The sequence below is a fragment of the Paenibacillus sp. cl123 genome (assembly GCF_900101595.1).
Lineage (GTDB): Bacteria > Bacillota > Bacilli > Paenibacillales > NBRC-103111 > Paenibacillus_G.
Map to the genome: position 1 here is coordinate 393,635 of NZ_FMYY01000003.1, position 21,932 is coordinate 415,566.

Consider the following 21,932-nt stretch of genomic DNA (forward strand, 5'->3'; position numbering starts at 1 on the left):
CCGATGCAAGCGAACCGGGGAGTGGTGGGAGCCCGGACTTCGGCAGCCAAGGAATATCACCCAGGAGCGTCTCTTGAACCCGTTCATGGGTGTAGAGAGCATCGGCTGATCCCGTTATCGATCGCCAAGCGAAGACTTCGTCTCCATATGCGTACAGCCTTATGGCGAGAGCATGAGGAAGTCTTAATTAGGGTGGTACCGCGAGACTTCTCGTCCCTTTGGGATGCGAGGTCTTTTTCTGTTGAATCGAGTAAGGAGTGAGGAAGAGAAATGTCCAATATGGATTATGGAAAAACGTTAAACCTGCTGCAAACGGAATTCCCGATGCGCGGAAACTTGCCGCAGGCAGAGCCTAAGCTGCAGCAGCAGTGGGACGAAGCGGATATATACCGTCTTGTCCAGGAGAGCCGTCAGGGAAAACCTAAGTTTATTCTGCATGACGGTCCCCCGTACGCGAACGGAGATATTCATATCGGTCATGCGCTGAACAAAATTTTGAAGGACATCATCGTGCGCTTCAAAACGATGCAGGGCTATGACGCGCCGTACGTGCCGGGTTGGGATACGCATGGTCTGCCGATCGAGCAGGCGATCGCCAATGGAGGCAAAGTCGACCGCAAGAAGATGAGCGTGCCGGAGTTCCGCGATTATTGCAAGGCTTACGCGCTGGAGTGGGTCGAGAAGCAGAAGAAGCAGTTCCGCAGACTCGGCATCCGGGGAGATTGGAATAATCCGTACATTACGCTTCAGCCTGAGTACGAAGCGCAGCAGATTCGCGTATTTGGCGCTATGGTGAACAAAGGGTATATTTACAAAGGACTGAAGCCGGTCTACTGGTCTCCTTCCTCGGAGAGCGCGCTGGCGGAAGCGGAGATTGAATACAAGGATAAGACGTCGACATCGATCTACGTCGCGTTCCAAGTGCAGGACGGGAAGGGCAAGCTGCCGGAGGATGCGTCCATCGTCATCTGGACGACCACGCCGTGGACGCTGCCGGCGAACCTCGGCATCAGCTTGCACCCGGACTTCGATTATGTGCTGGTAGAAGCGTCGGGCCGCAAATTTGTGCTTGCGCAAGGGCTCCTGGAAGCCGCCTCCAAAGAGATCGGCTGGAGCGATGTAACCGTACTGGCCGCTTATAAAGGCAGCGAGCTGGAGCATGTGCTGTGCAAGCACCCGCTGTATGACCGCACCTCGCTGGTTATGGTGGGAGAGCATGTCACCCTGGAAGCCGGTTCGGGCTGCGTACACACCGCGCCCGGACATGGGGAAGACGACTTTACAATCGGCCAGCGCTACAATATCGGCGTGTTATGTCCGGTAGACGATCAGGGACATTTTACGGCGGAAGCGCCGGGCTTCGAGGGCATGTTCTATGAGAAAGCCAATAAGCTCATCACAGACATGCTGCAGGAAAGCGGCCATCTGCTCCACGCAGCTTCGATACAGCATCAGTACCCGCATGACTGGCGGACGAAAAAGCCTGTCATCTACCGGGCGACCGAGCAGTGGTTCGCATCGATCGACAAGTTCCGCCAGGAGATGCTGGACGAAATCAAACGGATCGACTGGACGCCGGAGTGGGGGGAGATCCGACTGCACAACATGATCGCCGAGCGCGGCGACTGGTGCATCTCCCGCCAGCGCGCGTGGGGCGTGCCGATTCCGATCTTCTACTGCCGCAGCTGCAACGAGCCGCTTGTCAACGAGGCGACGATCGAGCATGTGGCCGGCATCTTCGAAGCGGAAGGCTCCAATGCCTGGTTCCTGCGCGACGAGAAGGAGCTGCTGCCGGCCGGAACCGCATGCCCGTCCTGCGGCCACGATCATTTCCGTAAAGAAACCGACATCATGGACGTCTGGTTCGACTCGGGCTCCAGCCATGTCGCCGTGCTGGAGACGCGACAAGAGCTGCAATGGCCGGCCGATCTGTATCTGGAAGGCTCGGACCAATACCGCGGCTGGTACAACTCGTCCTTGATTACGGGCGTGGCGGTCAAGGGACAGTCTCCGTATAACGGTATTCTCAGCCATGGCTTTACTCTCGACGGCGAAGGCCGGAAGATGTCCAAGTCGCTTGGCAATACGATCGATCCTAATCAGGTATGCGACAAGCTTGGCGCCGACATTTTGCGGCTCTGGGTGTCGTCGACGGACTTCCAGGCCGATCAGCGCATCTCGGACAATATTTTGACTCAAACTTCCGAGGGGTACCGGAAAATCCGCAATACGCTGCGCTTCCTGCTCGGCAATCTGTCGGATTTCCACCCATCCGACGACCGGGTGGAAGTGTCGCAGCTCGCCGAGCTTGACCGGTTCGCGCTGATCCGGCTTCACCGGATGACGGATAAGGTTATCCGGGCTTACGACAATTATGAATTCCATGTGGTGTATCAGGCGATTCATCATTTCTGCGCCGTCGAACTCAGCGCGTTCTATCTGGATATCCTGAAGGACCGTCTGTATGCGAGCGCCGCGGATGATGCCGGACGCAAAGCCGCGCAAACCGTATTGTATGACACGCTTACGGCAATAACTAAGCTGATCGCTCCGATTTTGCCGCATACGGCCGACGAGGTATGGAAGTATATTCCTGGCGTCGAGCTGCCGAGCGTACAGCTGGCTTATTTGCCTGAGGTGGACGCTTCCTTGTTCGATAAGGAATTGGAGGAGAAATGGGAGAGATTTAACACCCTGCGCGACGATGTGTTGAAAGCGCTGGAAGAGGCGCGCAAAAGCAAGCTGATCGGGAATTCGCTGAGCGCCGCTGTGCATCTGTATCCGAATAAAGCGGCCGCTGAGCTGCTGTCGGGCTTCGACCGTCTGGATCTGCTGTTTATCGTGTCCGATGTTGTGGTCCATGAGGCTGACGAAGCAGCTCCCGAGGAAGCGACCCGCTTCAAGGAGCTGAGCGTCCGCATCGCGGTCGCCGACGGCGAGAAATGCGAGCGTTGCTGGATCGTAACGCCTGAGGTTGGACTGCAGGAGGAGCATCCTACGCTTTGCAAACGCTGCTCGGATGTGCTGAAAGCTGGCGTTCAGGTGTAACAGGCTGCCGGTGAACGAAGCAGGCAAGCAGCGGCTGAGAGCGGGATATATGGCATGAGATGTGGGGGGCCGCGGAAGCTGGTTTATGCTGTTCCCGAGCTGTTCGCTCGCGTTCATAGAACAATGATTCAAGGGCCTGACAGGCCCTTGAATGGAATGCAGGACAACCGGTGCCAGGTGACAGCGATTCGAGGCGCCATTTACTCGTACTCGTCCTCAAACGTCGCTTCGGGCTCCAGCAGCCCGTCGCCTTCGCCGGCTTGCATATAATCCCGGTAAGCATCGTTACGCACGACGGATACATGACGTCCGTACAAATCCGTGGCAACGAAGCTTTCGAAGGCCTCGACATAGCCCTCATGCTCGTCGGCTTCGATCTCCATCTGATTGTAATTGTAGGAGACATTCGGATTTTCGGCGAGCGCAGGCGTATTGGAGGTGCCCCAGCTTTCGACGATCTGCCACGCATCTTCGCCGTCAAACCTGTTCTGCTCGGTTCTCTCGTCAAGGCTTGTGCGGCCAAATGGGGGAGTCAGTACTTGCTCCTCAACCGGACGGCGTTCGGATTCATTCGGATCCGGCACATGCTCCACGCAATAGGCTGCGGTCGGCAGCGCCTGCAGCCGTTCATAAGGGATAGGCTGCCCGCATGCGCGGCAGCTGCCATATTGTCCGTTCTCCATGCGGGAGAGGGCTTCGTTAATGTCGGCAAGGTGGCGCTCGGCGTTTTCCAGCAAGGCGATGTCCTTGCCGCGCTCGAACATTTCGCTGCCGAGGTCGGCGGGATGGTTGTCGTAAGCGGACAGCTCGCCGGTTTGCTCGCGCAAGGAATCTTCAAGCCCGTCATGCTCGTTGCTCTCCAGATGCGCCTCAAGCCAGCGGCCTTCTTCCCGAAGCTGCCGGCTCAGTTCATTCATCTGCGCTTCCGTCAAATGGTCGGAACGGGATGGAACCGGGGTCATGTTCGTCTCCTCCTTGAAGTCATGGCATAGATGTAGTTTAAGCGGACGGATACAGTTTTAGCTAGGTAAATCCTTGTAGGTACGCGATAGGCGATAAGGGGCGGTTACCATGAAATTTATGAAATATGGCATCATCTCATTGGTCGTGCTGGTGCTGGATCAAGTGACCAAATGGATCATTGCCACACGCCTGATGCTGAATGAAACGCATTCGGTTATCGGAGAGTTTTTCCAAATCACCTCGCATCGGAACCGGGGAGCGGCCTTCGGCATTCTTCAGAACCAGCGCTGGTTTTTCATCGTGGTTACGACGGTGGTTGTGATCGGGATTATCTGGTATTTGAAGAAGACGGTAGACGAGGGCAAAAGGCTTCTGCCCGTCGCGCTCGGACTGCTGCTTGGCGGCGCCTTGGGCAATTTTATCGACCGGGCTTTGTTTGGGGAAGTCGTGGATTTTCTGCAATTCAATTTTGAATTCAATTTCCTCAATCCGCCCGTTTATTACACGTTCCCGATCTTCAACGTGGCCGACTCGGCGATCGTTATCGGCGTAGCCTTGATTTTCCTGGATGCGCTGATCAGCTGGCGCCGCGAGGTCAAGGAAAGCGCACAAGCTTCGAGCCGGGAAAGCGGGGATGTGCAGCCGTGAGCGAATTAGAGTATCATGCAAAGTCCGAGCAAGAATCGGCAGATTGGGAGCAGCGGCAGGAATGGACGATCGACGAGCCGGAGTCCGGCGAGCGGATCGACAAGTTTCTGACAGAGGCGCTGGGGGAGGAAGCTTCGCGCACGCAAGTGCAGCAGTGGATCAAGGACGGCAACGCCACGGTCGATGGACGGACGGTGAAGCCGAACTACAAGCTGAACGCGGGAGAAGAGGTTTCGCTCGTTATTCCCGAGCCGAAGGAGCTGGAAGTCGCCGCGGAGCCTATTGCGCTGAACGTCGTCTATGAGGATTCGGACCTGATCGTGGTCAACAAACCGCGGGGGCTTGTCGTGCATCCGGCTGTCGGGCATTACAGCGGAACGCTGGTCAATGGACTGCTTTATCATTGCAAGGATTTGTCCGGCATTAACGGGGTGATGCGTCCAGGCATTGTCCACCGGATCGACAAGGATACATCAGGCTTGCTGATGGCGGCCAAAAACGATCTGGCTCACAGCGGACTGGCTGCCCAATTGAAGGAGCATAGCGTCAACCGCAAGTACATCGCCCTGGTCCACGGCAACGTGCCCCATGATAATGGCACGATTGACGCGCCGATCGGCAGAGATCCGAGAGATCGCAAGCTGTATACGGTGACCGAACGCAACAGCAAGCATGCCGTCACCCATTTTCTTGTGCTGGAGCGCTTCGGGGATTATACGCTGCTCGAGCTTAAGCTGGAAACCGGAAGAACGCATCAGATCCGCGTGCATATGAAGTTTATCGGCCATCCTCTGGTCGGCGACCCGGCCTACGGCCCTTCCAAGAGCAAGGGGGTTGTGATGGACGGTCAGGCGCTTCATGCGGCCGTACTCGGCTTCAAGCATCCGCGGACCGGACAATATCTGGAGTTCGAAGCGCCTTTGCCCGAAGACATGAACCGGTTGTTGGATGTATTAAAATTGCGATAGGACGGAGCCATGGGATGGAGCAACTGGAACATTTGATTAACCCGCGTGTGAAGCAAATTGAAATATCCGGCATCCGGAAAATGTCCAATCTGGTCGCCCGCCATCCGGGAGCTATTACGCTGACGATCGGCCAGCCGGACTTCCCGACTCCCGAGCATATTCTGGAGGCCGGCAAGCAGGCTATCGCGACCAATCGTACCACTTATACGCCCAATGCCGGCTTGCCCGAGCTGCGTCAGGCGATCTCGGATTTCGTCAGCGCCAAGTACAAGCTGAGCTATGCCGCGGCCGATGAAATTATCGTGACGGCCGGCGCAAGCCAAGCCTTGGATATTACGCTGCGGACATTGCTGACTGAGGGCAGCGAGGTTATATTGCCCGGACCGATTTATCCGGGTTATGAGCCGCTTGTTCGCTTGTGTGGAGGCGTTCCTGTTTACGTGGACACGTCGGCGAACGGGTTCAAGCTGACAGCGGAACTGCTGGAGCCATATTTGACGGATAAGACCCGCTGCGTGGTGCTTTGTTACCCATCCAATCCGACAGGGCGTATCTTGACGCCACAGGAGCAGGATGCGCTAGGGCAGCTGCTGGAGGATCGCAATCTTTTCGTGATCTCCGATGAGATCTACAGCGAGCTGATCTACGAAGGGAGCCACCGTTCGTTTGCATCCGTAAGCGGGATGAGGGAGAAGACCGTTGTTATCAACGGCTTGTCCAAATCCCATGCGATGACGGGCTGGCGGATCGGCTTTACGCTGGCTCCGGCCTACCTCACGCAGCATATGGTCAAAGTCCATCAGTACAACATTACATGCGCCAGCTCCATCAGCCAGTATGCGGCTGTTGAAGCTCTGACGGCTGGGGTGGACGACGCGCTGCCGATGAGAGAGGAATATCGCCGGCGGCGGAACTATACGTATGAGCGGCTGATTGGGATGGGGTTCGAGCTGGACAAGCCGGAAGGCGCCTTTTATGTGTTCCCTTCCATCAAGCGGTACGGTCTGCCGTCGATGACTTTCGCGATGCGGCTGCTGGAGGAGCATCAGGTAGCCGTCGTGCCCGGAGACGCCTTCTCCGGCTACGGAGAAGGATATATCCGTATTTCCTATGCGTATGCGATGGAAGTCCTCGAAGCCGGGCTGGACCGGCTGGAGGCGTTTGTGAAGAAGCTGCAGGCTTGATGGCAGCTTCTTTTTTTCTGATGGTGGTCTGATGGTGGAAGGAGGAAAACGCAGCCGGAGAACAGATGGACCTCCTCTCAAGATGAGCTCATGCGGGAGCATAGGTAGAAGTTCGTGGTTCGGATTGCTCTATACCACCAGTAAGCTAGGTTTGGTCGCATAACGCTGGCTGTTTATTATGTGGAGCGAGCGGTAAAGTCGTAGCTCTAAACCCGGGAAAGATGCGGACTGTCGATCGAACCTATCAAGTTACAGGGAGACGATCATGAGAATCGACAAAAATAGTGAATTTTAGAAAATGAAGATAAATAATCGTTCCATAGTTTAAGGAGCAGGGCTGTGTTAAAATAAGCTTAACGTCTTCGCAGGGAGGTCTTTCTACCGATGGACCGGGAGCTTAAGCTCATTCTTGAAACAATAGTCGGCAAAGTAGAAAAATTGGCTGAAAAGCAGGACAGCTTCGATGCGCGACTTGGTGTGCTGGTGGACAGGCAGGACAGCTTCGATGCGCGACTTGGCGTGCTGATGGACAAGCAGGGAAGCTTTGAAGCCCAGGTATTAACCAGGCTGGACCGAGTCGAAGGGGAATTGTCGACTGTCAGCGCGCGCTTAAGCAAGGTAGAGGATGGACTGGAGTCAGTGAAAGAGCAACTGGACAGAAACGAAGCGGAATTCAGCCAGGATGTGGTGACGATGCTGAATTTGATTCATTTGAAGCTGGAGCGCTCGGCAAGCAAGGAAGACATGGATTTTCTAGCTGCCAAGCTAGGCGTTCATGACATCGAAATGGACAGGCTAAGGCGAATGAAATAAGACTGCCAACAAGTCATAAAAACCATACCAAACAAGCCCGGGAAGACGCAAACGCTCCCGGGCTTTTAGTTATTCGGCTGACCCAGTGGAAGCCGGCGCCGAACGCCAGCTCAAGTACCGCGTCATCACGCCGATGGCGACATCGATAGCGGCTTCGTCGGGCTTAAGCTTGGCATGATGCAGCCCGTAAGCCGTATTGACGCCAAGCCAAAACATGAAGCCTGGAATCTCTTCGAGGAAATAGCCGAAGTCCTCTCCAGTCATGGCCTCCGTGCATGTGTGCAGAGTGACGCCATGCTCGCCCTGCGTATTCTGAAGCCAATCCATAAAGCTTGCCGTTACTGACTCTTCATTGTAGACCTGCCGATAATTGGAGCCATAGTCGATCTCGGCCCGACAGGAGAAGGAGGTCTCGATGCCGCTGACTACTGCTTCCAATCTGGATTTGACCAGATTCATTGTCGCGGCGGACAAGGTACGGATCGTTCCTTCCAGGCGAGCCCGCTCGGCAATGATGTTTTGCTTCGTTCCTCCGTCGATCTTGCCGATGGTGACGACGGCTGAATCCAGGGGATTGACATTGCGCGAGATGATCGTCTGCAGCTGCCCTACGAGCTGGCAGGCGGCGATAACCATATCGTTCGCGTTATGGGGGAAGGCGGCATGTCCGCCTTTGCCGATCAAATCGATGAACAGCTCCGATGTATTCGCGAACAAAATGCCCGGCTTGACAGCTATCGTCCCTACCGGATATTCCGGCGCAATATGCAGGGCGAATATTTCATCGGGACGCCAATCGCGGAATTCGTCGCTCTGCAGCATAGGCAGCGCGCCGCCTGGCCCTTCTTCGGCCGGCTGAAATATAAATAGCAGATCGTCTGCGATCGGATGCTCTGTGAAATAAGTAAGCACTCCCAGGCCGATGCTCATATGAAGATCATGTCCGCACGCATGCATCATGCCCGGATGCGTGGATGCAAAGTCGTATCCGGTGTCTTCTTGAATAGGGAGGGCGTCGATATCGGCCCGGTATCCGTACCTGCGGCGCGGCGCGGATCCCGTTCCTCTCACGTGCGCGAGAATGCCCGTGCGCCAGGTGCGGACCTCCAGTCTGTCCTGAGGCAGACTGCCGATATAGGCCATCAGATAGGCTTGAGTTTTGAATTCCTGGAAGCCCAGCTCGGGAATCTGGTGCAGATCTCGCCGAATCTGCACGTACCGGCCGGGGGTTGCTGCTGCGGTCATATGGGTTTGCGACCTCCTTGGTATCAAGCGGGGGTGGAGCTGCGAGCTGCACAGACGTTCCGGCATAGCCTGGATGCCCCCGCCTTGCTTGCGACTTGCCTTACGAAAAGAAAGCCCGGCGCGCCGTAAGCGCCGGGCTGACTGAGCACCTGGCGCGGACTACAGGGTGCGCAGGTCTTTCAAGATCTCGGTTTTCGACTTCGTCTTATCGTCGACCTTCTTGATGACGCGAGCCGGAGTGCCCGCAACTACGCAGAACTCAGGCACATCTTCGGTGACGACGGCGCCAGCGGCCACGACGGAGCCTTGGCCGACGCGAACTCCCTCAAGGATAACAGCGTTTGCGCCGACGAGCACATCGTCTCCAATAACGACCGGCTGTGCGGAAGGGGGCTCGATAACTCCGGCCAGGACGGCGCCAGCGCCGATATGGCACATTTTGCCGACCTGCACGCGTCCGCCGATGACGGCGCCCATATCGATCATCGTGCCTTCGCCGATCGTAACCCCGATATTAATAACGGCTCCCATCATAATGATGGCATTATCGCCGATGCCGACCATGTCGCGGATAACCGCTCCGGGCTCGATGCGGGCATTGATGCCTTTGAGGTCAAGCAGCGGAATAGCCGAGTTGCGGCGGTCGTTCTCTACCACATAATCTTCGATTTTCGCTCCCTGCTCGTCGATGACGGACTTGATATCGGTCCATTCGCCGAACAGCACGCCGCTTTTGCCGGATACGAAAGCCTGAATACCGTCTCCGAAGGAGATATTTTCCAGATCGTTTCCTTTAATATATACCTTCACGGGTGTTTTCTTCTTGCTGGTTTTAATGAGATTGATGACTTCTTCGGTATTCATCTCCATGGACATATTGCTGTGTTTCACTCCCTCAGTAAAGTTACCGCTTGCGGACAAGCGATAGACGAACGAACTACATCTTTTATAGCATATTCGACTGGTTCAAGCAATAATTGTCTGAAATGATGTTACATTTCCTTCCATGGGAGCGTTGCTGAGGAGGGGAGAGGAGCTTAACAGCGGGTTGTTCCAAAGACAATCGACATCTATTGACATTCGGGGCCAGGCGTGGGATAATGCTGATAACTGAAAAAGCACCTTTAAGATGCAGTCCCGTGAGACTGACAAGGTGAACGAAGAATGGAACGGTCACACTCGTAGTGTTCCGGCAGGTGCTGCCTGCAGGGAACCTTCTGGGGACATGTTCTCTTTCCGCGCCCACAACCTTGTCATCCTGGCAAGGTTTTTTTATGTCTTGCGGCTGGCTTACTGCGATAGCGCGAATGGTAAGGAGGTTAGGACGCCATGCAGCAAACGGATCATGTCTTGATGGATGAAACGGCGATTCGCCGGGCTTTGACCCGGATCGCCCACGAAATACTGGAGCGCAACAAAGGATTCGAGGATTGCATCCTGATGGGGATTCGCACCCGAGGCATTTATCTGGCTCGACGGATCGCCGATAAAATTCGCGAGATAGAAGAGGTGTCCGTGCTGGTGGGCGAAGTGGACGTTACGGAATACCGGGACGACCGCCGGGTCTCGCTGGAGTCGGTCACCGCGCTGAGCGGAAGCCACGCCCCGGGAGAAGGACCGGAGCCGCTGGCGGTTCATAACAAGAAAATTATTCTGGTCGACGATGTGCTCTACACGGGCAGAACGGTCAGGGCGGCGATGGATGCCCTGATGGATCTCGGCAGACCCCAGATGATTCAGCTCGCGGTGCTTGTCGACCGCGGACACCGGGAGCTGCCGATCCGTCCGGATTATGTCGGCAAAAACATACCGACCTCGCGGATGGAAAGCATCGAGGTGCAGCTTGTTGAGTCGGACGAAGCCGACCAAGTGTTGATTACAGGGCAGAGGAGGCCAAGCGCATGACACAGCTACTTCAATCCAGCAAGCATCTGCTCGGTACGAAAGGGTTAAGCTCGGGCGAACTGATCTCCATCCTGGACCGGGCAGCGTACTGGGAGCAGTATCCTGTCAAGGTGACGGGTCATCTGCAAGGCCGGTTCGTCGCCAATATGTTTTTCGAGAACAGTACGAGAACCCGCTTCTCCTTCGAGGTCGCGGAGAAGAGGCTCGGCGCGGAGGTGCTGAACTTCGCGGCTGCGGTATCCAGCGTGCAGAAGGGCGAGTCGATCTACGACACGGTCCGCACGCTCGAGTCGATGGGCATCGATGCCGGTGTCATTCGGATGAAGCCGAACGGCCTGCTGCAGGAGCTGGCAACCAAGATCAAGGTTCCGCTGATCAACGCGGGAGACGGCAACAGCGAGCATCCGACACAGGCGCTGCTCGATCTGTACACGATGCGCAAGCAGTTCGGCGAGCTCAAGGGGCTAAATGTCGCCATTGTCGGCGATATTCAGCACAGCCGCGTGGCCCGTTCCAATCTTTGGGCGCTGCAAACGCTTGGGGCCAAGGTCAGCTTCTGCGCGCCGGAGTCGATGCGGGCTGAGGAGCTTGCCGAGCACGCGCCGTACGTCACGATCGACGAGGCGCTGCAGGCGGACGTCGTCATGATGCTGCGCGTCCAGCTCGAGCGTCATGAAGGCACGGTATTCGGCTCGGCCGAAGACTACCGGGCGGCGTACGGGCTGACGGCCGAGCGCGCGGCGCGGATGGCCCCGCATGCAATCATCATGCATCCGGCGCCATTTAACCGCAACGTGGAGATTGACGACGAGCTGGTGGAATGCGAGAAATCGAAAATTTTTGAGCAGATGAGTCACGGCGTACCGATCCGGATGGCCGTTATCGAACGAGCTTTGAGCTAAGCGAGGGCGTTGCTGCAACGCTTCTACTTATATACACTACCAATCGGAGGTTCTCATGGGCATTTGGATACTGAACGCGAGCGTCGTAGGAGCGGGCAATGAGCGGACGACCAAGCACGTACTGGTGGAGGGCAATACTGTAGCGCGAATCGCAGAAGCGGGAGAAGCAGCGCCGGATACGGCCGGACATACGGTCGTCGACGCGGCAGGCAGGCTGCTGACGCCGGGATTGATCGACATGCACGTGCATCTGCGCGAGCCGGGGTTCGAGCATAAGGAAACGATCGCAACCGGAACCCGGTCGGCGGCCCAGGGCGGATTTACGACGATCGCCTGCATGCCGAATACACGTCCGGTTATCGACACGGTCGAGACGGTCAAGTACATTTTGGACAAAGCCGAGACGGAAGGCGTGGTGCGGGTACTGCCTTACGGCTGTATCACCAAGGGTGAGCTCGGCCGCGAGCTGACAGACTTCGACGCGTTGAAGGAAGCAGGCGTGATCGGCTACACGGATGACGGCGTCGGCGTGCAGAGCGCCCAGATGATGAAGGATGCGATGGCCAAGGCTGCATCGATCGGTATGCCGATCATCGCCCATTGCGAGGATAACACGCTGGTCGAGGGAGCAGCCTTTACAGAAGGGGAGTTCTCCCGCAAGCATGGGCTGAAAGGCATTCCGAACGAGTCGGAGGCCATTCACGTCGGCCGCGACATACTGCTGTCCGAGGCCACCGGCGTCCATTATCACGTGTGCCATGTCAGCACCGAGCAGTCGGTGCGCCTGATCCGTCAGGCCAAGCAGATCGGCATCAAGGTGACTGCCGAGGTATGTCCTCATCATCTGCTGCTCTCCGACGAGGACATCCCCGGTATGGACGCCAACTGGAAAATGAATCCTCCGCTGCGCACTCCGCGGGATGTACAAGCCTGCATCGAAGGGCTGTTGGACGGGACGATCGACATCGTGGTCACCGACCATGCTCCGCACAGCGAAGAGGAGAAAGCGCGCGGCGTGCAGCTGGCGCCGTTCGGCATCGTCGGCTTTGAGACGGCCTTCCCGCTGCTTTACACGAAATTCGTAGCGACGGGCGAATGGACGCTTGAATTTCTGGTCGACAAGATGACCAGACTGCCGGCCGAAGTGTTCGGCCTGCCATGGGGGACGCTGGAAGAGGGCAAGCCGGCTGATCTGACCTTGATCGATCTGGAGACGGAACGCGAGGTCGATCCGGGATCATTTGCCTCCAAGGGCCGCAACACGCCGTTTACGGGCTGGAAGCTGCAAGGCTGGCCGACACTCACCATGGTGAACGGAAGCATCGTCTGGAGCGCATAGCCGGCTAGAAACGGATACACCTGCGAATGACCGGATTTGAACGGCCGTTCGCTGCACATATAGCTTATAGCTGGACCATCTAAGAAGGAGTGAGGATCGATGCAAGCAAGATTGTTGTTGGAAGACGGTACATTGTTTACCGGCAAAGCGTTCGGAAGCACTGGCGATTCGGTTGGCGAGGTCGTCTTTAATACAGGCATCACAGGTTATCAGGAGGTGCTGTCCGATCCTTCCTACTGCGGTCAGATCGTGACTATGACTTACCCGCTGATCGGCAACTATGGCATTACCCGCGACGATTTCGAATCGATCCGCCCGTTTATCCACGGGTTTGTCGTGCGCGAGCATGAAACGGTGCCAAGCAACTGGAGAGCGGAATATTCCCTCGACAGCCTGCTCCAGGAGTACGGGATTATCGGTATAAGCGGCGTAGATACGCGCATGCTGACCCGCCGCATTCGCCATCACGGCGTAATGAAAGGGATTTTGACGACCTCGAACAAGCGTGTGGAAGAACTGCTGGAGCAGATGAAGGCTTCCCCGCTGATGACGGATCAAGTTTCCCGAGTGTCCACGAAAACCGTATTCAGCGCCCCGGGTACGAAGGAGCGCATCGTGCTGGTCGACTTCGGCTCGAAGAGCGGTATCCTGCGCGATCTGACCAAGCGCGGCTGCGACGTAGTCGTCGTGCCTCAGGACGCGACCGCCGAACAGATTCGCCGCTTGGCGCCGGACGGCATCCTGCTGTCCAACGGCCCTGGGGACCCTAAGGACGTACCGCATGCCGTCAAGATGATTGCCGACCTGCTCGGCGAATACCCGATCTTCGGCATCTGTCTGGGGCATCAGCTGTTCGCGCTGGCGAGCGGCGCCGACTCGGAGAAGCTGAAATTCGGACACCGCGGCGGCAACCATCCGGTAAAGGATCTGATCTCCGGACGCTGCTATATTACTTCCCAGAACCATGGCTATACGGTCAAAGAGGATTCCATCGCAGGCACGGAGCTTGAAGTAACGCATATCAACAACAATGATAGAACGATCGAAGGCTTGCGCCACAAGCAATACCCGGCCTTCTCGGTGCAGTATCATCCGGAAGCGGCGCCTGGTCCGTTCGACTCGAGCTACCTGTTCGACGACTTCCTGACGATGATCCGCGATCATAAGCGGAATGCGCCTAAAGCGCCGCGCCAAGCGCAAATTGCTGCTGCATACGAAGCTTCCAAGACAGCAGCAGCCGCAACCGACTCGAAGGGAGAATTGTCCTATGCCAAAAAATAAAGAACTCAAAAAAATTCTCGTCATCGGTTCGGGACCGATCGTTATCGGTCAGGCGGCGGAGTTCGACTACGCCGGCACCCAAGCCTGCCAAGCCTTGAAAGAGGAAGGCTATGAAGTAGTACTGATCAACAGCAACCCGGCCACGATCATGACCGATACGAACATGGCCGACAAAGTATATATCGAACCGATTACGCTGGAATTCGTCACGCAAATCATCCGTCAGGAGCGTCCTGACGGCCTGCTGCCTACGCTGGGCGGTCAGACCGGTCTGAACATGGCCGTTGAGCTGGCCCGCGCCGGCGTACTGGAGCGCGAGAACGTGAAGCTGCTCGGCACGCAGCTGACGGCGATCGAGAAAGCCGAAGACCGCGATCTATTCCGCGATCTGATGCGCGAGCTGGAGCAGCCGGTACCGGATAGCGTCATCGTTACGACAGTCGAAGAGGCTGTGACCTTCGCCAATGAAATCGGCTATCCGATCATCGTGCGTCCGGCCTACACGCTGGGCGGAACGGGCGGCGGCATCTGCGCAAGCGAAGAGGAGCTGCGCGAGACAGTAGCTTCCGGCATCCGGTACAGCCCGATCAGCCAATGTCTGATCGAGAAGAGCATCGCCGGCATGAAGGAAGTCGAATATGAAGTTATGCGCGACGCCAACGACAACTGTATCGTCGTGTGCAATATGGAAAACTTCGATCCGGTCGGCGTACATACGGGCGACTCGATCGTCGTAGCGCCGAGCCAGACGCTGTCCGACCGCGAGTATCAGATGCTGCGTTCGGCTTCGCTTAAAATTATCCGCGCGCTGAGCATCGAGGGCGGCTGCAACGTGCAGTTCGCGCTGGACCCGCACAGCTATCAATATTATGTCATCGAAGTAAATCCGCGTGTAAGCCGCTCGTCCGCACTGGCTTCCAAGGCAACGGGCTACCCGATCGCCAAGATGGCGGCCAAGATCGCAATTGGCTATACGCTGGACGAAATTGTCAACCCGGTTACAGGTCAAACCTACGCTTGCTTCGAGCCTACGCTGGACTACATCGTATCGAAAATCCCGCGCTGGCCGTTCGACAAGTTTACGGCAGCGAACCGCAAGCTCGGCACGCAGATGAAAGCGACGGGCGAGGTCATGGCGATCGGCCGCACGTTTGAGGAATCGATCCACAAAGCGATCCGCTCGCTCGAAATCGGCGTCCACCGCCTGTTCCTCAAGGAAACGGATATGCTCGATCAGGCTACGCTGGAAAGCCGTCTGATCAAGCCTGACGACGAGCGGATGTTCCTGATCGCCGAAGCGCTGCGCCGCGGCTACTCGGTTCAGCAGCTGCAGGATCTGACCAAGATCGACTGGTGGTTCCTGTACAAGCTGGAAGGGCTGATCAAGTTCGAAGAAGAGCTGCAGGCGCCTGAGTTGACCCCTGAGCTGCTGCTCGAAGCGAAGCGCAAAGGCTTCACCGACCGCGCGATCGCCGAAGTGCGCCGCGGGGCCGATAAAGGACTGAGCTTGACCCAGGAGGCCGAAGTCCGCGCTTACCGCCTGTCTGCAAGCATCAAGCCGGTCTATAAAATGGTCGATACTTGCGCCGCCGAATTCGAAGCGACGACGCCTTACTACTACTCGACGTATGAGACGGAAGATGAAGTGAAAGAAACGTCGAAACAAAAAGTCGTCGTACTTGGCTCCGGTCCGATCCGGATCGGACAAGGCATCGAGTTTGACTACTCGACGGTGCATGCGGTATGGGCTATCCAGGCAGCCGGGTATGAAGCGGTCATCATCAACAACAACCCGGAGACGGTATCGACCGACTTCAATACCTCGGATCGTCTGTACTTTGAACCGCTGTTCTTCGAGGACGTAATGAACGTAATCGAACGCGAGCAGCCGATCGGCGTCATCGTCCAATTCGGCGGACAAACAGCAATCAATCTTGCCGCTCCGCTGGCCGCCGCCGGTGTGCGCATCCTCGGTACGGACCTGGAGAACATCGACGCTGCGGAAGACCGCAAGAAATTCGAAGCGCTGCTGCGCAGCTTGGACATCGCTCAGCCTCCTGGCGGAACGGTCACTTCGGTCGACCAGGCGGTAGGCATGGCGGCGAACTTCGGCTATCCGGTGCTTGTCCGTCCTTCCTATGTGCTGGGCGGCCGGGCGATGGAGATCGTCTACTCCGATGAGGAGCTGCTGAGCTACATGGAGTATGCCGTCAAAATCAATCCGGAGCATCCGGTTCTGATCGACCGCTACATGCTAGGCAAGGAAGTCGAAGTGGACGCCATCTGCGACAAGGAGACGGTCCTGATCCCGGGGATCATGGAGCATATCGAGCGCGCAGGCGTTCACTCCGGCGACTCGATCGCGGTCTATCCGACGCAAACGATCTCCGATGAGCTGAAGGCGAAAATTATCGAGATTACAACGAAAATTGCTCGCGGCCTGCAGGTTGTCGGACTGGTGAACATCCAGTTCGTCATCTACCAGGACGAGGTGTATGTTATCGAGGTTAACCCGCGCTCCTCGCGGACGGTGCCATTCCTCAGCAAGGTTACGAAGATTCCGATGGCCAACGTAGCGACACGCGTCATCATGGGCGAAACGCTGAAGGACATGGGGTATGAAACAGGGCTGTGGCCGGAAGACAACTATGTCTCCGTCAAAGTGCCGGTATTCTCCTTCGCCAAGCTGCGCCGCGTAGACACGACGCTCGGTCCGGAGATGAAGTCGACGGGCGAGGTTATGGGACGCGACAAAACCTTCGCGAAAGCTCTGTATAAAGGTCTGATCGGCTCGGGCATGAAGGTGCCGCCGACAGGAGCTATCATTGCAACGGTCGCGGACAAGGATAAGGCGGAAGCGACCGAGATTCTGCGCGGCTTCTTCACCCTCGGCTACCGCATCGTAGCGACGGGCGGCACGGCCGATGCGCTGGAGGAAGCAGGTCTTCGCGTGACTCGCGTCAACAAGCTGAGCGAAGGCTCGCCGAACATTCTGGATCTGATCCGCAACGGCGAGGCCCACTTCGTGGTCAATACGCTGACCAAAGGCAAAACACCGGAGCGCGACGGCTTCCGGATTCGCCGCGAGGCGGTCGAGAACGGCGTAGTCTGCATGACCTCGCTGGATACGGTCAAGGCACTGCTGCACGTGCTCGAGTCCATCTACTTCCAGTCGACGGCTATGCCGGCACATCATGGATAAACAGGCAAGCATCGCTTAACATAGTAGCACAGCGCCCGTCCGGGCCTGTGCTACTCTCTTGATTGGAGTCGCTGCTGCAAGCCGCGGCAGGCGTACGATGAACTGGAGGAGGAGAAGCTGTGAGTGAAAATAGGACATCCGTGACTGAGCGAATAATTGTGGCTCTCGATTATCCCGATGCACAGAAGGCCGATGAACTGGTGCGCTCGCTGGAAGGAATCCCCTGCTATATGAAGGTGGGGATGCAGCTGTTCTACAGTGCAGGCCCCCAATTCGTGCTCGGCTTGAAAGAGAAAGGCTACCATGTGTTTCTGGACTTGAAGATGCATGACATCCCGAATACGGTCAAAGGCGGAGCTGAAAGCATCACCAGACTTGGCGTGGACATGTTCAATGTGCATGCGTTTGGCAGCCGGCAGATGATGGAGGCGGCGCGCGAAGGCGTAGACAAGGCGCTGGCCGGTAGCGGAGCGGGGAGCAAGCGCCCGCTGCTGATCGCGGTCACGCAGCTGACAAGCACGAATCAGGCGATGCTCAACGACGAAATCGGCATTGCCGGAAGCGTGGAGGACACGGTTGTCCGGTACGCAGAGCTGGCACGTTCGTCCGGTCTTGACGGCGTCGTGGCTTCGCCGCTGGAGGTTGGCCTTATCAAGCAAGCGTGCGGAGCGGGGTTTGTCACCGTGACGCCTGGCATTCGTCCGGCAGGCGCGGATATCGGCGATCAGTCGCGCATCATGACGCCGGCCGAAGCATTTGCTCAAGGCACGGACTATGTGGTGATCGGCCGTCCGATCACACAAGCAGCGGACCCGAGAGCGGCGCTGGAGGCCATTATTGCTTCGGTGCCGGTTCCCCAGATCTGATCAGACTGCCTTGGACATGGGGTCCGAGAGCTGTTGACAAATTTCCATTTGACTCTAAGGAGAGATGACTCAATGAGTTCAACTACGATCCGTACGAATCCGCAGCTTTCCGAACAAATTGCCGCCGACCTGCTGAAGATCGGAGCGGTAGCGCTTCGTCCGCAGCAGCCATTCACCTGGACCTCGGGATTGAAGTCGCCGATTTATTGCGATAACCGTCTGACCATCTCTTATCCGGAGATTCGCGAACGCATCGCTGACGGCTTCGTCTCCTTGATTCGCGAAAACTTTCCCGATGCCGAGGTGATCGCCGGAGCGGCAACGGGAGGCATCCCTCATGCGGCATGGGTAGCGTCCAAGCTGGGCCTGCCGATGGTATACGTGCGCGATAAGGCGAAGGGACATGGCAAGGGGAATCTGATCGAAGGTGCGATCAAGCCCGGACAGAAGACGGTCGTCATCGAGGATCTGATCTCCACAGGAGGCAGCTCGCTGAAAGTAGCGTTGGCTGTCAATGACGCCGGAGCGGAAGCTTTGTCCGTGCTGGGCATCTTCTCCTACCAGTTCGACAAAGCGAAGGAAGCCTTCGAGAACGCGGGCATCCCGTTCGAGACGCTGACCAACTACTCGACGCTGGTGAACGTCGCCCTGGCGCAAGGCAGCATCCAAGAGCAGGATGTGGCGGCGCTGCAAGCCTGGAGAGCCAATCCGAGCGAATACGGCAAGGCTTGAGTTTGAGTGGTGAACGGAATATGGAGTACATGAGAAGGAAGACTTCGGCTAACTGCGCCGGGGTCTTCTTTTTGTACGCCCAGCATGGGCGTCATCTCTAGGGTGAGAGTCCCGAACGGGGGCTGGCGAAACGCCTACCGTTAGCCAAGAGCAAGGGTGTCCACCGCGAGGTGGAAATCTAGAAGGAAGCTCAAGGCAAATGCACGAGCCAACGTACATGAACTGGATTTGAGGCAGGGTTAGCTGGATGAAGTCGCCAAGACTGGTCGATGCAACAGGGCGTATTCATTTTCGAGAACTCGAAAAGTTGGAAGTTTAACACGGGCTGAAGTGTTGATGTGCCTGGAAGAAGTTAAGGTCGGTTGTGCCCTTTTACGGCTGAGTGAGATGCGCGCTGCCTGCTCTTTATTCTCGAGCGGGGTTAAATTCCCTTCCAAACGGACAGCTCGCAGCTGCTATATTCAGGTGATTGCCGACAGGTGTGATTTCACATCTTACCTTTTTTAATCCAATCGAGTATCTTATAAATTCCTAACACGATAACAAAGAAAAGAAGGATGCACATTATAATATAGGGTAGCTTTGAATTACCAAGATACGACCAATTCATAATAATAAAGACTAGTAAAAAGAGATTCATTAATGCTAGGAGTATTTGGGGTATTATCCAAGCAATTCTTAATTTCTATTTTTCATCTGTTTTTCCCCTCTCTCATAAAGAGGAGCGTCGGTATTCCCGACCGACGCTCAAATTTCTAAGAAATATAACTAAAAACCACTTACCTCGGATACAGTATGGTTTTCCCAGTAACTTCCTCCACCATAAAAATTCATAGTTCTTGCGTTTTCCATGTATTGAGCTGCTGTTTTGCTAAGTTGCAATCTTGAATAGTTGAATAAACTGTAGAAGTAAGTCCGGCAAATGTGGAGAGAGCACCGCTATAATATAACACAATCGTGACCCATCCAGGAGGTCCAGAACCATATCCAGCAACGATTGTTGCTAAACCTACCAAGGCAGATCCATACCCGACCACTTCCGGCCACAATGGTGCCTGCATGTAATTATTAATGTGTGTGTCCATGTTATTGATATATCCTTTATACGTTGACATAGATCCGGGATGCGCTCGTGTTGGTACACATGCAGTTGGAAGTCGGAGTAAACGTGGTGGATGTCCGCTTCATAAAGCCGGTCCAGGTAGTGTCCGAGTGCGTCGTCGTTGAACCAGGAGGCCTGAAGGCCTGGACGAAGCAGTTGATCCAAATCCTGCTCCGTGGTCCATTTGTCCACGTTCATCAAGGCATTTCGACCGCTCAGCATGTCGAGTACCAACAACTGGACAGCTTCCTTTTATATCCATTCGGCTGCTATACTCATAGAAGGTTGGTGAATTTTATGGAGTGGAAATTGAATTTTATTCGGAATTTTTGGTTGAATATTTCTAATTTGTATTAAGTATCCATCTGTTTACTTGTATTAAGTATTATTTCAAGGATATATAAGCAGCTTTATCGGCGATTTTCTATCTGTTTCAGGACTATTTGTTGTTATTTATTTTAGTATTTTGTTGATTATTGATTGTTTCAAATCTGAATTTAACAGAAAGAGCATCAAACGCGAGGAGCATCAATAAGGAGGAATTCCATTGACTATTCATGCGGTGCTTTTTGATTTGGACGGCACACTGCTGGACCGTGACTCCTCACTATTACAGTTTGTGAGAGATCAACACCAACGCTACCCGGAGCTGCAATTCGTTGAAAAAGATGTTTTCGCTCAGCGGTTCATTGAGCTTGATAATCATGGCTACGTATGGAAGGACAAAGTATATCAACAGCTTGTGGATGAGTTTTCTATTCAAAATCTGGATTGGATTTTGCTGCTGGAGGATTACATAAGCAATTTTCAAAAACATTGCATAGGCTTTCCAAACCTGTTGAGTATGCTTACTCAGCTAAAGGACCATAATCTCAAGTTAGCATTGGTCTCGAACGGTTTTGGACAATTTCAATATGATAACTTCAAGGCGCTGCATATTGAACATCTATTCGACGAGATTTTAATATCAGAATGGGAAGGGCTGCGGAAGCCGGATCAAGCCATTTTTAATAGTGCTTTGACGAAACTTGGTGTACACGCTAAAAATGCCGTCTTTGTCGGAGACCATCCTGACAATGATATACGAGCCAGCCGTGACGTTGGCATGAGGGCGGTTTGGAAACGAAACGGACAGGTTGAAGCTGTTGTGGATGCGGATGCCATAATTGACGATCTAGAGGAATTAGCAGCTATTGTCATACGCAAATGCGACCGTAATTATTGAATGACAAAGGATAGCTCAAATGTCTATATACACGGGGGATAGAGTGGCGATTCCGCTTGGATGGTTACCCAATAATATCATCGAAGCTGCATTATTGAGTAAAGCGGCTTTAAAGACCTCCCTTGGATACACAAATTCTGAGTTAATAGTTCCGGCAGAAATGACGTGAATGACAGCTATCATATTTTTAATGGCCATGGTGATGATGCCGAACTTTTCTTGGGCTTCGCTTTCAAGATCAAACGTTTTCTGAAGAACTTCGTATGCGTCAACCGGTGAATTAATGATAATACTAGATCGAGCATTGCCCTTTTTCCCTTACATGCTTGACTAATAAAAATTAATCCGAACCATTTACAATCACTCCCTCGTCCTCATGTCCCTTACGGGGCGAACGGATCAGGACGGAAAAGCCGAAAGTGCAAGGCTCGCCAAGAGGTTGGCCAGTGGATCAGCGAAGATGGTCCTTCGGCCATCATCCTTATCTCTTCAGCCACCCGAAGGGTTGC

At 55.2% G+C, this 21,932-nt stretch carries 19 protein-coding genes and 1 other annotated feature (1 of these 20 cut by a window edge); of the genes, 13 read left to right on the forward strand and 6 right to left on the reverse strand.

Features of this window, described 5'->3' with window-relative positions:
- Positions 1-221 (forward strand) — a binding site (T-box leader) (it extends 37 nt beyond the left edge of the window).
- A gap of 58 nt (positions 222-279) precedes the next feature.
- Complete coding sequence (ileS, locus tag BLR08_RS08430; RefSeq protein WP_072328889.1) at positions 280-3,048, forward strand: isoleucine--tRNA ligase; 2,769 nt, start codon at positions 280-282, stop codon at positions 3,046-3,048.
- A 200-nt stretch (positions 3,049-3,248) separates the two neighbouring features.
- Here ileS and BLR08_RS08435 read toward each other — a convergent pair whose 3' ends face one another.
- The gene (locus tag BLR08_RS08435; protein ID WP_072328737.1) at positions 3,249-4,010 is read right to left on the reverse strand and encodes a TraR/DksA C4-type zinc finger protein; all 762 of its coding nucleotides are present in this window, start codon (positions 4,008-4,010) and stop codon (positions 3,249-3,251) included.
- Between the two features lie 118 nt (positions 4,011-4,128).
- Here BLR08_RS08435 and lspA point away from each other — a divergent pair, with 118 nt between their 5' ends.
- The 4 genes from lspA to BLR08_RS08455 all read left to right on the forward strand — a co-directional run bounded on the left by lspA (position 4,129) and on the right by BLR08_RS08455 (position 7,624).
- The gene (gene lspA / locus BLR08_RS08440) at positions 4,129-4,659 is read left to right on the forward strand and encodes a signal peptidase II (RefSeq protein ID WP_072328890.1); all 531 of its coding nucleotides are present in this window, start codon (positions 4,129-4,131) and stop codon (positions 4,657-4,659) included.
- 68 nt (positions 4,660-4,727) lie between these two features.
- Positions 4,728-5,627: an RluA family pseudouridine synthase gene (locus BLR08_RS08445; RefSeq protein WP_256257464.1), complete on the forward strand. Its 900-nt coding sequence runs from the start codon at positions 4,728-4,730 to the stop codon at positions 5,625-5,627.
- A gap of 23 nt (positions 5,628-5,650) precedes the next feature.
- Positions 5,651-6,811: an aminotransferase A gene (locus tag BLR08_RS08450; RefSeq protein WP_176835470.1), complete on the forward strand. Its 1,161-nt coding sequence runs from the start codon at positions 5,651-5,653 to the stop codon at positions 6,809-6,811.
- 384 nt (positions 6,812-7,195) lie between these two features.
- Complete coding sequence (locus BLR08_RS08455) at positions 7,196-7,624, forward strand: hypothetical protein (protein ID WP_072328740.1); 429 nt, start codon at positions 7,196-7,198, stop codon at positions 7,622-7,624.
- Positions 7,625-7,693: 69 nt separating this feature from the next.
- Here BLR08_RS08455 and BLR08_RS08460 read toward each other — a convergent pair whose 3' ends face one another.
- Positions 7,694-8,869: an N-acetyldiaminopimelate deacetylase gene (locus BLR08_RS08460; RefSeq protein ID WP_072328741.1), complete on the reverse strand. Its 1,176-nt coding sequence runs from the start codon at positions 8,867-8,869 to the stop codon at positions 7,694-7,696.
- A 159-nt stretch (positions 8,870-9,028) separates the two neighbouring features.
- Positions 9,029-9,745: a 2,3,4,5-tetrahydropyridine-2,6-dicarboxylate N-acetyltransferase gene (gene dapD, locus BLR08_RS08465; RefSeq protein WP_072328742.1), complete on the reverse strand. Its 717-nt coding sequence runs from the start codon at positions 9,743-9,745 to the stop codon at positions 9,029-9,031.
- A gap of 453 nt (positions 9,746-10,198) precedes the next feature.
- On the opposite strand from dapD, the gene pyrR reads away from it, so the two are divergent.
- The 7 genes from pyrR (at position 10,199) to pyrE (ending at position 19,096) form a co-directional block, all read left to right on the forward strand.
- Complete coding sequence (gene pyrR, locus BLR08_RS08470) at positions 10,199-10,774, forward strand: bifunctional pyr operon transcriptional regulator/uracil phosphoribosyltransferase PyrR (protein WP_072328743.1); 576 nt, start codon at positions 10,199-10,201, stop codon at positions 10,772-10,774.
- On the forward strand, positions 10,771-11,676 hold the full coding sequence (locus BLR08_RS08475; RefSeq protein ID WP_072328744.1) for an aspartate carbamoyltransferase catalytic subunit: 906 nt from the start codon (positions 10,771-10,773) through the stop codon (positions 11,674-11,676). Before pyrR ends, BLR08_RS08475 begins: the two co-directional genes overlap by 4 nt.
- 55 nt (positions 11,677-11,731) lie before the next feature.
- Positions 11,732-13,015, forward strand: coding sequence for a dihydroorotase (locus BLR08_RS08480; RefSeq protein ID WP_072328745.1), 1,284 nt, complete (start codon positions 11,732-11,734; stop codon positions 13,013-13,015).
- Between the two features lie 99 nt (positions 13,016-13,114).
- Positions 13,115-14,296: a carbamoyl phosphate synthase small subunit gene (locus BLR08_RS08485; protein ID WP_072328746.1), complete on the forward strand. Its 1,182-nt coding sequence runs from the start codon at positions 13,115-13,117 to the stop codon at positions 14,294-14,296.
- Positions 14,283-17,498, forward strand: a complete 3,216-nt coding sequence (gene carB, locus BLR08_RS08490) for a carbamoyl-phosphate synthase large subunit (RefSeq protein ID WP_072328747.1) — start codon at positions 14,283-14,285, stop codon at positions 17,496-17,498. Before BLR08_RS08485 ends, carB begins: the two co-directional genes overlap by 14 nt.
- Positions 17,499-17,617: 119 nt before the next feature.
- Positions 17,618-18,364, forward strand: coding sequence for an orotidine-5'-phosphate decarboxylase (gene pyrF / locus BLR08_RS08495; RefSeq protein WP_072328748.1), 747 nt, complete (start codon positions 17,618-17,620; stop codon positions 18,362-18,364).
- Between the two features lie 72 nt (positions 18,365-18,436).
- Positions 18,437-19,096 (forward strand): orotate phosphoribosyltransferase, encoded by a 660-nt coding sequence (pyrE, locus tag BLR08_RS08500; protein ID WP_072328749.1) that lies wholly within the window; start codon positions 18,437-18,439, stop codon positions 19,094-19,096.
- 830 nt (positions 19,097-19,926) lie between these two features.
- On the opposite strand, the gene BLR08_RS31055 is transcribed toward pyrE, so the two are convergent.
- Positions 19,927-20,181 (reverse strand): hypothetical protein, encoded by a 255-nt coding sequence (locus BLR08_RS31055; RefSeq protein WP_176835444.1) that lies wholly within the window; start codon positions 20,179-20,181, stop codon positions 19,927-19,929.
- Positions 20,106-20,435, reverse strand: a complete 330-nt coding sequence (locus BLR08_RS32090) for a DUF4277 domain-containing protein (protein WP_072328750.1) — start codon at positions 20,433-20,435, stop codon at positions 20,106-20,108. Before BLR08_RS32090 ends, BLR08_RS31055 begins: the two co-directional genes overlap by 76 nt.
- Before the next feature lie 310 nt (positions 20,436-20,745).
- On the opposite strand from BLR08_RS32090, the gene BLR08_RS08510 reads away from it, so the two are divergent.
- A complete protein-coding gene (locus BLR08_RS08510) occupies positions 20,746-21,423 on the forward strand; it encodes an HAD family hydrolase (protein WP_072328751.1) in 678 nt (225 codons plus the stop codon).
- Between the two features lie 15 nt (positions 21,424-21,438).
- Here the strand turns inward: BLR08_RS08510 and BLR08_RS32095 are convergent, their stop codons facing one another.
- The gene (locus BLR08_RS32095) at positions 21,439-21,714 is read right to left on the reverse strand and encodes a JAB domain-containing protein (protein WP_083536773.1); all 276 of its coding nucleotides are present in this window, start codon (positions 21,712-21,714) and stop codon (positions 21,439-21,441) included.
- Positions 21,715-21,932: the final 218 nt, after the last annotated feature.

What these genes read in the sequence shown, in the direction of transcription:
- ileS (WP_072328889.1), top strand. Translation starts at nt 280, where the DNA reads ATGGATTATGGAAAAACGTTAAACCTGCTGCAAACGGAATTCCCGATG.
- BLR08_RS08435 (WP_072328737.1), bottom strand. Translation starts at nt 4,010, where the DNA reads ATGACCCCGGTTCCATCCCGTTCCGACCATTTGACGGAAGCGCAGATG.
- lspA (WP_072328890.1), top strand. Translation starts at nt 4,129, where the DNA reads ATGAAATATGGCATCATCTCATTGGTCGTGCTGGTGCTGGATCAAGTG.
- BLR08_RS08455 (WP_072328740.1), top strand. Translation starts at nt 7,196, where the DNA reads ATGGACCGGGAGCTTAAGCTCATTCTTGAAACAATAGTCGGCAAAGTA.
- BLR08_RS08460 (WP_072328741.1), bottom strand. Translation starts at nt 8,869, where the DNA reads ATGACCGCAGCAGCAACCCCCGGCCGGTACGTGCAGATTCGGCGAGAT.
- dapD (WP_072328742.1), bottom strand. Translation starts at nt 9,745, where the DNA reads ATGTCCATGGAGATGAATACCGAAGAAGTCATCAATCTCATTAAAACC.
- pyrR (WP_072328743.1), top strand. Translation starts at nt 10,199, where the DNA reads ATGCAGCAAACGGATCATGTCTTGATGGATGAAACGGCGATTCGCCGG.
- BLR08_RS08475 (WP_072328744.1), top strand. Translation starts at nt 10,771, where the DNA reads ATGACACAGCTACTTCAATCCAGCAAGCATCTGCTCGGTACGAAAGGG.
- BLR08_RS08480 (WP_072328745.1), top strand. Translation starts at nt 11,732, where the DNA reads ATGGGCATTTGGATACTGAACGCGAGCGTCGTAGGAGCGGGCAATGAG.
- BLR08_RS08485 (WP_072328746.1), top strand. Translation starts at nt 13,115, where the DNA reads ATGCAAGCAAGATTGTTGTTGGAAGACGGTACATTGTTTACCGGCAAA.
- carB (WP_072328747.1), top strand. Translation starts at nt 14,283, where the DNA reads ATGCCAAAAAATAAAGAACTCAAAAAAATTCTCGTCATCGGTTCGGGA.
- pyrE (WP_072328749.1), top strand. Translation starts at nt 18,437, where the DNA reads ATGAGTTCAACTACGATCCGTACGAATCCGCAGCTTTCCGAACAAATT.
- BLR08_RS31055 (WP_176835444.1), bottom strand. Translation starts at nt 20,181, where the DNA reads ATGGACACACACATTAATAATTACATGCAGGCACCATTGTGGCCGGAA.